The 14,957-nt window shown below is 40.3% G+C and carries 11 protein-coding genes and 1 riboswitch; of the genes, 2 read left to right on the forward strand and 9 right to left on the reverse strand.

Annotated features, from left to right (window positions below):
• Nucleotide 1 precedes the first annotated feature (1 nt).
• The 8 genes from addA to ACFW35_RS11870 form a co-directional block, all read right to left on the reverse strand.
• Nucleotides 2-3,745 carry a helicase-exonuclease AddAB subunit AddA gene (addA, locus tag ACFW35_RS11835; protein WP_379845919.1) on the reverse strand — a complete coding sequence of 1,248 codons (3,744 nt, stop codon included), beginning with the start codon at nt 3,743-3,745 and terminating at the stop codon, nt 2-4.
• On the reverse strand, nt 3,742-7,245 hold the full coding sequence (gene addB / locus ACFW35_RS11840) for a helicase-exonuclease AddAB subunit AddB (protein ID WP_379845920.1): 3,504 nt from the start codon (nt 7,243-7,245) through the stop codon (nt 3,742-3,744). Before addB ends, addA begins: the two co-directional genes overlap by 4 nt.
• Before the next feature lie 451 nt (nt 7,246-7,696).
• On the reverse strand, nt 7,697-8,770 hold the full coding sequence (locus ACFW35_RS11845; RefSeq protein WP_379845922.1) for a GGDEF domain-containing protein: 1,074 nt from the start codon (nt 8,768-8,770) through the stop codon (nt 7,697-7,699).
• Between the two features lie 116 nt (nt 8,771-8,886).
• A complete protein-coding gene (locus ACFW35_RS11850) occupies nt 8,887-9,822 on the reverse strand; it encodes a GGDEF domain-containing protein (RefSeq protein WP_379845923.1) in 936 nt (311 codons plus the stop codon).
• 263 nt (nt 9,823-10,085) lie between these two features.
• Nucleotides 10,086-10,175, reverse strand: a riboswitch (cyclic di-GMP riboswitch).
• A 77-nt stretch (nt 10,176-10,252) separates the two neighbouring features.
• Nucleotides 10,253-10,906: a serine/threonine protein kinase gene (locus tag ACFW35_RS11855; RefSeq protein WP_379845925.1), complete on the reverse strand. Its 654-nt coding sequence runs from the start codon at nt 10,904-10,906 to the stop codon at nt 10,253-10,255.
• Nucleotides 10,907-11,264: 358 nt separating this feature from the next.
• A complete protein-coding gene (locus ACFW35_RS11860; RefSeq protein ID WP_379845926.1) occupies nt 11,265-11,624 on the reverse strand; it encodes a hypothetical protein in 360 nt (119 codons plus the stop codon).
• A 15-nt stretch (nt 11,625-11,639) separates the two neighbouring features.
• Complete coding sequence (locus ACFW35_RS11865) at nt 11,640-11,849, reverse strand: hypothetical protein (RefSeq protein WP_379845928.1); 210 nt, start codon at nt 11,847-11,849, stop codon at nt 11,640-11,642.
• A gap of 92 nt (nt 11,850-11,941) precedes the next feature.
• Nucleotides 11,942-12,772, reverse strand: coding sequence for an STAS domain-containing protein (locus ACFW35_RS11870; RefSeq protein ID WP_379845930.1), 831 nt, complete (start codon nt 12,770-12,772; stop codon nt 11,942-11,944).
• A 133-nt stretch (nt 12,773-12,905) separates the two neighbouring features.
• Here ACFW35_RS11870 and ACFW35_RS11875 point away from each other — a divergent pair, with 133 nt between their 5' ends.
• Nucleotides 12,906-13,268, forward strand: coding sequence for a hypothetical protein (locus tag ACFW35_RS11875; RefSeq protein WP_379845931.1), 363 nt, complete (start codon nt 12,906-12,908; stop codon nt 13,266-13,268).
• On the opposite strand, the gene ACFW35_RS11880 is transcribed toward ACFW35_RS11875, so the two are convergent.
• A complete protein-coding gene (locus tag ACFW35_RS11880; protein ID WP_379845933.1) occupies nt 13,265-13,921 on the reverse strand; it encodes a peptidoglycan recognition protein family protein in 657 nt (218 codons plus the stop codon). The genes ACFW35_RS11875 and ACFW35_RS11880 overlap by 4 nt on opposite strands.
• A 589-nt stretch (nt 13,922-14,510) precedes the next feature.
• Here ACFW35_RS11880 and ACFW35_RS11885 point away from each other — a divergent pair.
• Entirely contained in the window at nt 14,511-14,948 is a 438-nt protein-coding gene (locus ACFW35_RS11885) for a MarR family winged helix-turn-helix transcriptional regulator (RefSeq protein WP_379845934.1), read from the forward strand.
• Nucleotides 14,949-14,957: the final 9 nt, after the last annotated feature.

Below are 14,957 nucleotides of genomic sequence, written 5' to 3' on the forward strand. Positions count from 1 at the left end.
CCTATTTCACTTGAAGAATGTGTCCACCGTCAAAAAAGTAGAGATAGCTTTCTTTTACCGGTTTCTTTAAGATTCTTTCTATTGCTTTTGCGTATAAAGTAAGCTGCATTTCGTATCTGTTCAACAGCGTTTCTTTCGCTCCTGAAAATCCATTCGAAAATCTGTTCTGTATTTTATCTGTTTTATAGTCGATTAAGACAAATCCATCCTCATCTTCAATCAGGCAATCGATAACACCCTGAACGAGTACATGCTCCTCTTCCCCGCCCCAATTTTCTCTCGTTTCAGAAAGGGGAAGTGCCATACTGAATGGAATTTCCCGCTTTACGTTTCCGTTCTCTATGATTCTCTGTCCAAGGGGTCCATTGATAAAATCAATTATTTGTCCAATCTGGATATAACGGGCTTGTTCCGAGGTCAGAAGCTCTCTTGATTCCATCATTGCAATCTGTTCCTGCAAGTCTTCCAGAGTTTGAGATTTCTTAAAATCCACATGCTGCATAACCATATGCATAGCAGTACCTGCTTCAGCGGCATTCAACTGAGATTCCTGCATGAATCGAGGACGTTCGTGGATGGCAGGCTGGGCTGCTTTTACAAGATCAGTACTGCTGTATTCATCTGCTGTCTGAAACTGCTTTTTCAACTCTGTAACAGATTGCTTGGAGCGCGTTGCAGTTGAAGACTTATGTTGATATTGCCACTCTAGACGGTGGCTGATCTCATCTTTCGAGTCACTAGCAATGTCCACCGTCTCGGATTTTTGCAGTTTTAAAAGCAGCTCTTCTTGTTTCTGCTCTTGTGCTGTCTCAAGTTCTTCATAATCACTCGCTGGAAGAATGGTAATCTTCCAATCTGTTTCATCTATGAAAACTTCTCCTCTTCCTCGTTCACCAGTACCTAGTACAGATAATAGAGGACCTGCATTTTTATGCCGGATCACCGCACGCCCGATCCAATCCAGATAACTTTTCACTCCTGCACGTTCATGGTCCGGAAGCAGCCAGTTTTCTTCATAAAGAGAGTCACTCCAGCTTTCAGCAGATTTTTCGATGTCATTCACAGTTCCGACTAGATACAATTTTTCCTTCGCACGTGTCAGTGCTACATAAAGGACACGCATTTCTTCGGCGACAAGCTCCATCTTTTTTCTGCCTATGATTGCTAATCGTGGAAGTGTTGGATATGCTACACGGTATACAGGATTAATATATTGCGTTCCGAGACCAAGTTCTTTATGAAGCAGCACTTTTTCTTTTAGGTCTCTCGTATTGAACTGCTTGTTCAAGCCTCCGATAAAAACGATCGGGAATTCGAGACCTTTACTTTTATGAATTGTCATTATGCGTACAACATCTTCTTGTTCACCGAGCGCTCTAGCTGCTCCTAGATCTTTGCCGCGTTCCTGCATCCTTTCGATAAAACGCAGGAAACGAAATAGCCCGCGGAAAGATGTGCTTTCATACATTTTTGCACGGTCGTATAACGCCCTTAAGTTTGCCTGTCTTTGTTTACCTCCAGCAAGACCGCCAACATAATCAAAGTAACCCGTTTCTCTATAAATGTCCCAGATCAGATCTGCCAGTGACCCTTGACGAGCCTGATGACGCCATGATTCAAGCTGTTTTAAGAATAGAGAAAGCTTTTCCTTGATTTCCGGATTTTCTCCTTCTTGACTGTATAGCTCGACCGCTCCAAGATAGTTGTCCTTTTTTTGAATGAGCCGGACGATTGCAAGCTCTTCACCAGTCAGACCTACTACCGGAGATCGGAGAACCGCTGCAAGCGGTATATCTTGAAGAGGGTTATCGATTACTTTTAGAAGCGACATCATCACATGGATTTCCGTCGCGTCAAAATATCCAGTTGAAAGTTCAGCATGTGCAGGAATCCCCTGCTGTTTAAATTCTTCTAAAATAACTGGTGCCCATTGTGAGGTTGCTCTAAAAAGCATGACGATGTCTTTGTACTTTGCAGGACGCATCATCTTCGTTTTTTTATCAAAAACAAGATGAGGAGAATTCCCCGTTGTCCCGACTATTTCTTTTATTCTTTCAGCGATCACACGCGCTTCCAGCTGGACGGTCTCAAGGTCTGACTTTTCCAGCTCACCGCTCTCTAGACCTTCCTCATCAATAGCAGGCTGGCTTTTATTAATCAAAATCAGTTCAGGTTCATTTCCCGGCTGATCCGGGTAATAATCTGCTCCTAATTTAAGTTCAGCATCTTCACTGTATTCAATCTCTCCGACTGTTTCGTTCATAATCTGCCTGAACAAATAGTTGGTAGCCTGAAGAATTTCGTTTCGGCTTCTGAAATTCTTGGCAAGATCGATTCGGAGTCCATTCCCGCCTTCTTTTGTGAACTGCTTATACTTTGATAAAAAGAGAAGCGGTTCAGCAAGCCTGAAGCGGTAGATAGACTGCTTTACATCACCAACCATGAACATGTTTCCAAAACCCGAGTCCTTTGAAACGAGACGGACAATGGATTCCTGAACAAAGTTTGTATCTTGATATTCATCTACTAAAACTTCGACAAACCGCTCACGGTATTCAGCTGCCGCATCAGAAGGAACCGGATTTTCCATTGTTGAACCTTCACCTTTTAATACCTGCAGGCAATAATGCTCAAGATCTCCAAAATCGACGAGTGATTTTTCGCGCTTTGCCAATGAATATCTGCGGCCGAATGTTTTTACAAGAGATGATAGCTCTCTTACGATCGGTGCCATCTCTTCAATATGTGCAACATAGGAATCAGGATGACGTTCAAAGAATTCTTCTTTTAAACTGCCCGTTTTCTTTTTAATGATGTCTCTCATTGCTTTTACTTTATTCTTTAATTCTTCATCAACATCTTTTCCTCTGACCGCTTTTAGCTTTGGCGGTTCATACGTTTGGAAAACCTCATATAATTGGCTCCAGCTCTCTTTCACATGACCAAGTGACTTTAAAAATTCCAAGTCTTCTTCCAGTGTCGCTGCATAAGAGAGTGGTCCTCCTGGAATTTCTGCCAGATCATGCGCACGAATGGCCATCGCTTGCAGTCCTTCTAACTGCAGGGAAATATCCGCAAGAAGTTCTTTAGTCCAAGGAAGGTCATCGATGGACGAAGCATTGATCTTGTAAGTATCAGCCATTTGATCCAGCCATCCTTCAGGGTCTGGATGGCTTCTTGCAAAATCAAAGAGTGAGAGAACAAATTTCTGAAGATCCATATCATTCCGATCTGAACTATAGGCGTCAACCACTTGATAAAAAGTATGGTCTTCTCCCTTGCTGTACTCTTCTTCAAAAAGCTCCTCGATCACTTCCTGACGGATTAGTTCAGCTTCTGTTTCTTCAGCTACCCTGAACCCTGGATCAAGATCTGTTTCGTAATAATACTTTCTTAAAACTTCAATACAAAAAGAATGAAGGGTAGAGATGGAAGCTTTGTTCAATAAATTCAATTGTCTTCTAAGATGCAGCGAAGAAGGATTATGAGTCAGCTCCTTATCAATCGCTTCTCCAATCCGCTTGCGCATTTCTGCAGCTGCGGCATTTGTGAAGGTAACGATGAGCAATCTGTCTACATCTGCAGACTGTTCTCTTATCATCGTAATGATTCTTTCAACAAGAACTGCTGTTTTCCCTGAGCCGGCCGCTGCTGCAACAAGTATATTTTCTCCTCGTGCCTGGATTGCTTGCCATTGTTCATCCGTCCAAGTTGATCCTTCAGGTTTTGGAATTAATGTTTTCAAATGAGGCTGCCTCCTTCCTCCTGCATTTTTTCTAAAATGATTTCATCTTTTTCCGGTTTCAGCTGACGGTACTGATTTTCTTCAAGTGTCTGATCAAACTGGCAGACAGGTTTATACGAACAGAACGTGCAAGGCACCTTCTTTTTCATTTCATAAGGCGAAATATCAATCACTCCGTCCGTAATACCTGTTCCAGAGCTGACAGCCATTTTACGCGCATGATGTCTCATTGTTTCAAAATTGGAAGCCGAAGCAACGGAAGAGTGCGACTTATGGAATCCATTATTCGTGAGTGCAACCGGAATAATGTTAGAACGCTTATCCATCGTGCTGTCCATTAATTGCACGGCTTCTTCTTCTGCTAAAACAAGACCTTTCATCTTGAATTTCTTCAGCACTTCTTTTTCTATCTCCTCAGCAGTCAATAGCTTCTTTTGATTTAAAAGAGGGTTATGAACATGGAAATAAAGCACGCCGGCAGGAATCGATTCTTGTCCCAGCCATTTCTCAGAATGTGCTACTGCTACATCCAGATATGTGAGCATCTGAAGTGCGATGCCATGGTACAGCTCAGCAAGGTTTAATCCTGTTGAACTCGATTTATAATCAATAACCCGCATTAAGAGACCTTTTGAACTAGCAGCAGTATCAACTCTGTCAATACGTCCTGCTACTTCCATCGTTGTGCCGTTCGGCAGTTTATACACTAATGGCGGCAGCGTTCCGCCTGTGCCAAATGCCAGTTCAAGACCTGCTGGAGTAAATCCGCTTGCCTTTGCATGTTCGCTTAAAATATGCGAAGCCTTGCCCACAACTTCTTTCAGCTTCTTCTTAATATAAAGATGGCGGTTGGAGCTTAACAGAATCTCATGCTGAAGCTGAGGAGCCAAGAGATCAACGATATCTCCTGCCATGCGGTAGCAATCTCCTTTTGAAAGATCGCTCCACTGGACTCTCCTCTGCTGCAATGCATCATTCATCTGTTTTAAAGCAGCATGGAACAGCTGTCCGATATCAGGAGCTTCCAGTTTGTACATCTGACGCTCCCGCAGTTTCAGTCCATATGACATAAACTGTGAAAACGGACAAGATTGAAATAACTCCATGCGGGAAATACTCGTTAAGATGCTTTCTCCATAAAGATCCTTTGATACAGAAGAGCTTAAAGGTGCTTCACGGTTAAAGTAAAACAAACTCGATATCGCTTTTTTTGCATAGTGGTCATACTGATCATCAGTAATGATCCAATTATAGACATCCCACCAAACTGGCGAGATCGGGTAACCCTTTTTCCATTCTCGAAGCTGCGTACTTAAATAGGACACACTTTTCACAGGATGCTGAACAAAAGACAAATCTTCTTCAACTCCGGGTTCATTCTGATATAGAGTCTCTTTTAGATCAGGAAATAGATCCCGCATCCTTTGAATGACCATTGATGGCTGCAATGTTTTTCCTTCTTCATCAGCCAGCGCATAGGATATGAACAACCGGTCACTGCCGTTCGTCAATGCCAGATAGATCATAAATTGCTCGTCCAGCAGTTTTCTTCTTGCTGAAGGTGCTAAGACAACACCGTTTCTTTCAAGCGCTTCTCTCTCATCTTCCGATAACAGACCATCATCTTTTGGTTTAAGCGGTATGATTCCATCGTTAACCCCTAATAAAAAGTTAACTTTCACATCTGTAAAACGGGAACGCTCCAAAGTTCCTGCGAGCACCTGATCCAGTGATGGCGGAACAAGAGCAAACTTCATACTTTCAAGACCCGTCTCAAGCATCTGCATCCATGTTTCTTTGGAAAGCTTCTCGCTTCCTGTCAGTTCTACCATTTCATCTAAAAGGCCAAGCACTGCATTCCACACCTGTCCATGCTCACGTGCAGCTCTAAGTTTCCCTTCAGATTCAGCATGAAGCCTTAAGCGTTCTAGTTTCATAGGAACGGAGAGGTCTTCTAAATATTTATAAAGTGATGTACAAAAATCTGCTACGGTTATGCTCTTAGATAAATCTCGAGAAAGTCTTTTCATCGGTGACACGATCATATCTCTAAGATCATTGATAAGCTGTTCTTTTTCATCATCCTGGCTCGTTTTTCCGAAATCATCAGCTTCAAATCCTCTGAATCTCTTATACTTCCAAGGCTTTGAATCTGTCCATCGGCTGCCCTGAATACCGAGAGCCAATACATAGTTTTCCAGGTCGTCCATGCATCTTCTAATCTCTGATGTTGTTTTTCTCATCTCATCAAGCGGATAAAGCATATCCGTTTTCACAGCACGAAATACAGCTTCATACCGCCAGTTCTTTAAAACAACATCCAGTGAAGACCGGATCAGTTCAATGAGCGGATGATGAAGCATCGATTTTTTTTGGTCTAGAAAAACAGGTATCCCATAATCGGCAAATACTGTTTCAATAAGAGGCTGATAACTGCCCGCATTTCTTACCGTTACAGCAATATCCCGGTATCTGTATCCTTCATCACGTACAAGTTCAATAATTTTTCTCGCTGCACCTTCAACCTCTGATCTTAAATTGACCCCAGCTGCTAAGTGTATCCCCTCTGGTTTCGAATAGCTGATCGCAGGTCTCGCATCATATTGTTTTTCAATATGGGCAATCGCAGGAGAAATAAATTTTGGCGTATGAGAAAGCACGATTGGCTCTTCTATCTCCACATTCAGCTCTTTCGCTTTTTGTGTGAGAACTTGTGCTGTCTTCTTTGTCATATAAAAGAGATCCAGTTCATGCGGATCAGTGTCCGGACGATATGATTCCTCTGAAGTCAGGGCAATCGTCACTTTCTTTGCATGTGCCATGAGTCCAGCAGCTGCTTCAAGTTCTTGCGGTGTAAAAGAATGGAAACCGTCTATGTAAATCTCGCAATCCTTTATCGTATCTGAATAAGGTATTTTCTCTTGCAGCAGTTTTAAATAATCTTCAGAATCTAAGTATTTTCCAGCAAGAGCTTTTTCAAGAGCGCCTGAAATGATGCTTAAGTCATACATCTTGTCTTTGAGCACTTTTTTGTTATTTTCTTTTTGACCAAGAGAAAGCAGCGTTTCTGCATTCCAGGAAAGGTCTTCTGAGGATATACAATACCGCTTTAATTCTGTTGTCATAAGCTCGAGCAGTTCATAAAAACCGCTCTGTTCAGAAGCTTTTTTAAATATCTTCAGTTCTTCTTTCTTACTCTCAATAATTTTGCGAAGCATCATTCTCACACCAGTGCTTGTGATGTGCATTCTTGTCATCCCGCCTGTTTCACCAAGAATGCGCCAAGCCAGACGTGAAAAACTATAAACTTGGGCACGAATCATCCCATTTAATCCGGGAGTTGATGCAAGCTTATACTCGGATTGAAAGGTCATCTGATCCGGCACTAAGTAGATAATAGGACTCCCCATCGGATCCTCTGCAAGTTTTTCACGTATCTCTTGAAAGACAGAGTGGGACTTTCCGCTGCCGGATCGTCCCAAAATAAATTGCAAACTCATATTTTTCATCCCCTGTTCCGTACACAAATTCTGCTTCTATTATCTCACAATCTACTAGCAGGGCAAAGGCTAGTATACTCAAAACGCACGAAATACGGCTGGTATTTAAAGGATACCTATTATAAAAAAAGGCTGTATCCGTAACCTTTGCAGCTTTTGATAGAGGTTGATTTCCGCTCCAGGATGCTCGCTTTCCGGGGGGCGTGCGGTAAGCCTCCTCTGCGATATGCGCCTTTGAGGGGTCTCACCTGACCGCTTCAGAGAAGTATTATTGCTCCTGCGTCTACAAGTAAATGCTACCGGCGTGAGCTTCCTCGTCGCATGCCTAGCGAGAAGCTTCTCATGTAGAAGGCACGCACCTTGAGCTCCAATAAAGTTGCTAATGAAGAAAATGAAAAAATGACCAAAAGCAACATTTTTTAGAGAAAAGCCTAACAAAAAAGAAAAACAGCTACATGATGAGCTGCTTTTCGTTACTTTTTTTATGTTCTAATTTTAGTGTGTTTCTCCCCGCTGCTTTTGCTTCATAAAGGAGCGTATCTGCTCGCTGTATAATATCTGCCGGACGGTCTTCCTTTTGATAAAAAGCAATTCCATAACTTAATGTAACGGGAAGTTCTCCATCCTTATGTATATACGGATACATTTGAAGGTGGGTATTAACCTGCTGGGTCGTTTGTGTCACTTCATATTCAGATGCCGTTTCCATGATCCACGCAAATTCTTCTCCTCCATATCGATAAGCTTTACCTTCTTTTGCGGGTAAATATCGCTCGAATGCTGTAGCAACAAGTTTAAGGACTTCGTCACCTATAACATGTCCATGTGTATCGTTAAATTCTTTGAAATGATCAATATCGCAAAGAACTAGCGCAAAAGGAGCTTTCTGTTTCGTTTTCTCTAAGACATCCTCCTGGAACTTTCGGTGGTTTAATAACCCAGTAAGATAATCCTGGAGAGATTGCAGCTGGTACATATTTTTCTCGAAATAATACTGTCTTTCTTTAGATGCAATTACCCCTCCATACAGGGCAATCAGCCATAAAAATGACGTATTCATAAAGAACTGAAAAAACTCTGTTGTGTCCTGATATCCTCCATCTCTTAAAAAGAAGTACAGAATAACAGCAAAACTGGCACCGCCAACTATAAAAGAACCTTTTAACCTCCAGTAAAGAGCGGCATGAATAACAATCAAATAACCTACAGGCATGAATGGACTTTCCGAGCCTCCAGACAGCTGCATCAGCCAAACATAAGCAATATAATCAAAAAGGATTCCGCCTCTGGTAAAAATCAGATAATAAGAGGACTTTTCAGGAAATCGGTTTAAGACGATTTGTGTAGATGTCATATATAGAATCCCTATTGTAAAAAGGACTGGAAATGTGTCTTTGTTAAAATTTAAAACATCTGCGATCGGCTTGTAATAAAAAAGCGGTATACAAATGACAAGAAAGAACCATCGCAATAGTGAAGAGATGGTCTCAGAACGATGTTCAGTTATTATAAATAAGTCTTTCATGCTGCCATCTTCCTTTGCATTTAGTTGCTATAATCAGGAAATTATTGCATACGGTCTTTCTTGTTTAATATTACTTAAACTTCCATTATACAAAAACCACACTTAAGTCTCAGAAATTATGCTTTAACTTCTCTTTTATTGCTGTACATCCGTTCATCAGCAAGCTGCAGGTAATAATCAATATTTTCACATGCATCACCTAACAGCTCGATTGCACCGTATGCTAATGAAATAGATTGGTTCCATGCCATTAGCTGGCTTTCCATCTTTTCAACCAGTTTGTAAGCGTCCTCTTCTGTTATTCCCGGCAGCAAAAAGACAAATTCATCTCCCCCAAACCGAAAACCTGATAAAAGTTTTAATCGCTTGGATAATTCCGCGATCTGCTGTAAAAGCTCATCTCCGGCATGATGGCCATACTCATCATTGATATGTTTGAAGTTATTTATATCAAACATAACGAGTGTAATCGGCATCTCTTGTTTTTGAGCTTTGCCAATTTCTTTTTCAAGACAGTCGTAAAAATAACGGCGATTATATAGATTAGTAAGCGGATCACGGATACTGATCTCTTTTAAATCTTTAAATTGCTGAGATGAAAATCCGCTTAAGAAACCTGTAATCGCACGATGTGCTACCGTGTTCCAGCGTTCTAACATAAAAAGCTGCACCGGAAGCGAGTCGGAAACTGTCACTCTTTTCATTTCTTGCAGAACTGATTCTCTTATACTTGTAGAGAAACAAGCTAGCGCTTGGTGAGGAATTCGCTGGTGTCTTAAGAAATGGATGCCTGAGCGGAATGCTTTCTGTTCAGCTTGTTTCAAGAAATGCTGAAAACGTTCCTCCTGCAAAAATACTGCATGTACGATTCCACGCAAAAATTTCTCTAATATTTTTTCATATTGTTCAACAAAACCGTTCATAAATGAGCTGAAGTCATCAAACTGGCTTAAGTGTTCTTTATGTGTATGTATCATCGTTGGAATCGACTTCATGAATTCCTTAAATAAGCTTTTTTTGAGTGTGCGTAATTCTAGTTGGAAGTTTTCCATTATTGCAACCCCTCAAATCTTAAAAATTTGCATACAAAAAGCCATTACCCTTAAATAAAGGGAAATGGCTTTTAATGTTTAATAACATTAAAACATTAATTTAATGTTTGACAAGCGTCGGAACTCATCTACAGTGACCAGCGAAGTCTTTATGAAAACTGTGAGTTGCACCGAGTAATCTCAGATGCATTGTTTTCGTGACTCCGTTCTGTCTCAATAGAATAAATCCTATCGCCTCAAAACATCAATATTATCCGTTCCCCTTTGGCAACCGGCTGCCATTGTATGTTTCTTCATACTTTAGGCCCATAGCTTTGCGTCCCAGTTTTTCAACTGGTTTGCCTTTAAACAAAGGTTTTCTATTCGTTTATAGATATTATATCCTATGAAGGTAAATTGTGCCAATATTTTTTATAGGACTTTAATACCATTATTTATTACCCTTGTTTATGGATAATTTTAACTTACGATAGTACCTATACCCAACTCTGATCATATTTAAAACAAAATACGGAATCCGAATGGGAAAACGATAAAAAACAGGCTTATAAACCTTGAAATAAGCCTTTCGTAAATCCCTCCACTTTCGGCAAGGTACTTTCTTATAAAAGTCAGAAACATCTACTATTATACCTTTTCCTTTTGAAATCATGACGTTCTTTCCATGTACATCATTCGGAAACAGTCCTCTTTTTTCAGCGTAATACAAAGCCTCATCAATATCTCGGATGACACTTTCAGGAATTTTGACCCCTTTATGAACACAATCATAAAGCGTGATCCCTTCTATTCTCTTTAAAATCAAAAATCTTTTTTCTGTATAATAGCAAACCGAATAGCCCGGATGTTCACCTAAACGTTCATAGACCTTCTTTTCTTCAAGAAGTCCATGCTCATCCCTGCCATAGATTTTTACAACATATGAAGGGTAATCGGGATGATAAAATACTGCGGCATAATTTCCGCATCCGAGTATCTTCCATGGGAAAGGTATATTCACTGGACATACGGGGTCAAACGGGTTGCGGCTTTCGATCATAATCTCTCTATTCAATTGTCGTGCCATTTGGATAAAACGTTCCATGTGTTTCCTCAATTTCTGATATTCTTCAGTAATAATATCATTCTGCATTACGTTCATTGTATACAGACAGAGTCAAAAAGGAAACTTAAACAAGGTTGTTTTCTTTAATTTTGTTGCGACTTGAAAGATGTTGATTTCCGCTCCAGGATGCTCGCTTTCCGTGGGGCGTGCGGTGAGCTTCATAGAAGGAACCTTGCTCCTGCGTCTACAAGTTAATGCTACCGATGTGAGCTTCCTCGTCACATGCCTTACGAGAAGCTTATCATGTGGTAGGCACGCACCTTACGCTCCAATCAACTTGTCAATGAAGAGTCTTTATAAACGCTTTAGAAGAAAGCCTAAATAAAAGCAGTACTGATTATTTTGATGCTACTCGAAGATATGACAGCATGAGGGTTTCTGCTTTATTTTTTAAGTGAACGTTTGGAAATCGCATAATTTCACGATAACCCCTGATAAATATCTCATATTCAGTAATATCATGATCTCTTCGTCCATCCATCACTTTAATTTTTCTTTTTCTAAGTTCAATGCGGACATCGTGAAGATCCTTGCTCACTTGATTCATAATCTGTTCCAACAATGCAATATAAGGCCGTTTTATTTTAAATGGGGAACGATTCACAACTTTTAAATCTCTGTCAAATAGAGTAAGCATAATCGGATACATCACAAATTTTTCAATGAGTGAACGCTCTTCCTCGTTTCCATATTGCATGTCTATCCCCCCATTCTACGAAGGCGAAAATTTGAATTGCGCAGATAAAATATTTTTCAGCTCGAATGTTCTAATTTGTTTGCGGACTGCGCAATAGGCCGTTATTAATTTGCCATCAAAAGAATATGGAGTAATAAGCCTGTGGCTGATCACACCTTTCTCTGATAAGTAGATCATCTCGATGGCTGCCCTCTCCTGGATGCATCTTAACAACATGTTCGTCATTAAAAAAACCTCCTTTTTTTTATTATATGCGAACAAACGTTCTTTTTATACAAGAAAAAAATACCTGCCCATAAAATGGCAGATATTTATTCTTAAATCGGCTGTTGAGCGATTCCCATTGCTTCAAGCTCCTGATAAAGATTCCCTGAAATTGAGATTCCTTCAAAGCTGATTCCTAAGGATACAACTGTTTGCGCTAATTCTGGGCGCATTCCGCTCAATGTAACTTTTACACCTAAAAGCTTAAGCGAATTGATAACCTTAAACAGGTTGTGAGCCACCATCGTATCAATGACAGGTACGCCTGATAAGTCGATAAATAAGTGTTCAACTTGCAATTCAGTACATTTCTGAAGAGACGTTTCCATGATTAACTTAGAACGGTGTGTATCAATTGTACCGACAAGCGGCAGAACTGCAACAGTTCTTGTTAATCTGACAACAGGAACAGAAAGCTCCTCAATCGCCTCACGTGCAAGTCCAAGGACTCTGTTGTTGTTTTCAACATAAGCAACACTGAAAGCATGAACCGTTGCATCTAGTAACGGGTCAATAACAGAAGCTGCTGTAAGTACCGCCTCTACTGAAAAACTTTCATTATGAATCTCGTTACGAATGAAATCCCATAATACAATCCGGAAGAATCGGGTGCTTTTTAACGCCATGTCCAAAGGAACTTCGTATTGAACGGCAAGTTCGCCGCTCATCTTTCCCCACGCAATAAACCGAGGTTCAACATCCTCCATTTTTTGATAAAGTGCTTCCCCAAAATAACTGAATAAATCTCCTCGAAGCTTCAAAACCTGGTCAGTAAGCTCTGATACAGGTTCACCATACTCAGCTTTAACTTCATCAATTTTTCTGGCAAGATCGTATTTATGTGTAAGGATCTTTTGCCCCAATTCATGCAATTGTCGTTCCATCGTATCTATAATCCCCCTATAGAATAAAAAATGATTGCATACCACTTATCTATATACCATTATTATACATGAGTTAAACCTGTTTTTTAGAATTTTATGTCGGATTTTGTTCTTTTACTAGTAAGGAGGTACTATGAAGGTTTGGTTTGGGTTTATATTAGGTATTTTTGCAATGTCTCATTGGTCCACAAATGTTTTTGCCTTGGAATTAAAGGCCGAAACTATGGGTGAACGCATTGGGGCTGTTGGTTTGGGAGTTATTATTTTGTTATTTATATTACTGTTTATCTATAAACGATATCATTCTTCATTTTTTCACGGATTTATTGCTGCAATAGGATTGTTTTTAACAGTAGACAACATTTTGTTCCATTGGGTTTTTCAGCTGCACAGAGTAACGAGCGGGCCCGAAGCAAATGTGCTAGAACCATTATTTGTTATAGCAGGGATCGGCTTAGTGTATTATACGTGGAAAAAAGAACAGCAGATCATCTAGTTATGTTCAATGTAAACAGCAAAACCAGCAGCTTTAGCCTTGGCTGCAAGTTTTTGTGCGTTCTCTCTGGATGAAAACGCCCCGATCTGCACTTTAAAAAGATTGTCTGGTGAAGTTGCTGTTTCTTTGAATTCATCATGATTGACCAGCCTTTTTTTCAATTCATATTTAACATCTTCAATAAAGAAAGGAAAGCTTTTATCGTATTTATGGAAACTGTTCAGCGGGTCTGTTCTTCTCTTCGGATCCAGCTGAAAATGTCCTTTGATGCAGGTCTCTGGATTCCATTGGTATTTCTCACACAAATAAGCAAAAAACCAAACATAGCGGTTGTAAGCTTCTGAAAAATTAATTGATGATCCATAGCACAATTCTACTCCTATCGCCCATTCATTGGCATCTGAAACATTTGATCGGACATGCCAGGCTTTTTCATGCAGCGGGATAATAACCAGAATTTCTTTATCGTCAATAAACACATGTGCAGAGGCTTCCAATGGTCTGCTGTTAAAATAGTTAAAATTTTGCCTGGCTGTTGAACCTGGGTTTCCAATATCATGAGCAACTGCATAACGAGGAGTCCGGTTTCCGCCTGGACGCTGCTTGAGCTCCTTTTTGATATGCTGGTTTGTAATCAAGTATTTCTCCTTCAAAGTTACACCTCCTAATTAATAACCTTTCATTTATAAATGTTTTTCTGCATAAAAAAAGAGCCATGACGGCTCTTTTTTTTGGCTCTTTTCTAAAAAGTTGTTGCTTTTATGTAATTTTGTTCATTCCCTTCACTGACAAGTTGATTGGAGCGTAAGGTGCTTGCCTACTACCTGAAAAACTTCTCGCAAGGCATGCGACGAGGAAACTCACATCGGAAGCATTTACTCGTAGACGCAGTAGCAAGGATACTTCCATGAAGCGGTCAGGTGAGACCACTCAAAGGCGCAAAGCGGCGAGGGGACTCACCGCACGCCCCGCGGAAAGCGAAGCAACCTGGAGCGGAAATAAACTACTTAAAAGAGCAACAAAGTTTGCGAAAACAGCTTCTTTTTACATCCCGCCCGGTGGCGATTGAGTTGTAATTGCCCAGATCCAATAGGCGATACCTATTAAAAAACCAAAACCAAGAAGCACAAAAAACAATGTTGAATTCTTCATCTATTATTCCCCTTAACCCTTTTACTTTCTTTCTTATTAAATATAAATTATCATATAGTTAGAGAAGAAACAAAAAGCAAGGGTGTTAATATGGAAAATAACGAGCAATCCCAATCAAGAAATAACTTAGAACGCGAATTGGAAATGAGTTTACGCAGACTTTTTCGGACTCTCAGAAAAGGTTTGAATGAAGTTTATACCGATTATATTCCCAGCAATGAATTTGCAGTTCTGCAGACTCTTCACAAGAACAGTCCTTTAATGGCCTCTGAGATCGCAAATGAATTAAAGGTTTCATCCAGCCATATCACAGCTGTTACAGACCGGCTTGTTGGAAAGAACTATATTCAGCGGGTACGTTCGGATTCTGATCGCAGAATCGTATATTTGGAAATTACTGAAGACGGCAAGAAAATTGCAGATGAAATGGATCAAATTAAAAATGAGTATTTAGCTAAAAAGTTTACTCATTTATCAGAAGAAGAAATGAAGCTCATGGTAGCTGCTTCTACAAAACTGCTTGATTGATTGGGCAGT

This window comes from Fictibacillus sp. NPDC058756 (genome assembly GCF_042746035.1).
GTDB lineage: Bacteria > Bacillota > Bacilli > Bacillales > Fictibacillaceae > Fictibacillus.

Bases quoted from the DNA above. Each gene is read 5' to 3' on its own strand.
- addB (WP_379845920.1), bottom strand. From the start codon at position 7,245: ATGAGTTTGCAATTTATTTTGGGACGATCCGGCAGCGGAAAGTCCCAC.
- ACFW35_RS11845 (WP_379845922.1), bottom strand. From the start codon at position 8,770: ATGAAAGACTTATTTATAATAACTGAACATCGTTCTGAGACCATCTCT.
- ACFW35_RS11850 (WP_379845923.1), bottom strand. From the start codon at position 9,822: ATGGAAAACTTCCAACTAGAATTACGCACACTCAAAAAAAGCTTATTT.
- ACFW35_RS11855 (WP_379845925.1), bottom strand. From the start codon at position 10,906: ATGGAACGTTTTATCCAAATGGCACGACAATTGAATAGAGAGATTATG.
- ACFW35_RS11860 (WP_379845926.1), bottom strand. From the start codon at position 11,624: ATGCAATATGGAAACGAGGAAGAGCGTTCACTCATTGAAAAATTTGTG.
- ACFW35_RS11865 (WP_379845928.1), bottom strand. From the start codon at position 11,849: ATGACGAACATGTTGTTAAGATGCATCCAGGAGAGGGCAGCCATCGAG.
- ACFW35_RS11870 (WP_379845930.1), bottom strand. From the start codon at position 12,772: ATGGAACGACAATTGCATGAATTGGGGCAAAAGATCCTTACACATAAA.
- ACFW35_RS11875 (WP_379845931.1), top strand. From the start codon at position 12,906: ATGAAGGTTTGGTTTGGGTTTATATTAGGTATTTTTGCAATGTCTCAT.
- ACFW35_RS11885 (WP_379845934.1), top strand. From the start codon at position 14,511: ATGGAAAATAACGAGCAATCCCAATCAAGAAATAACTTAGAACGCGAA.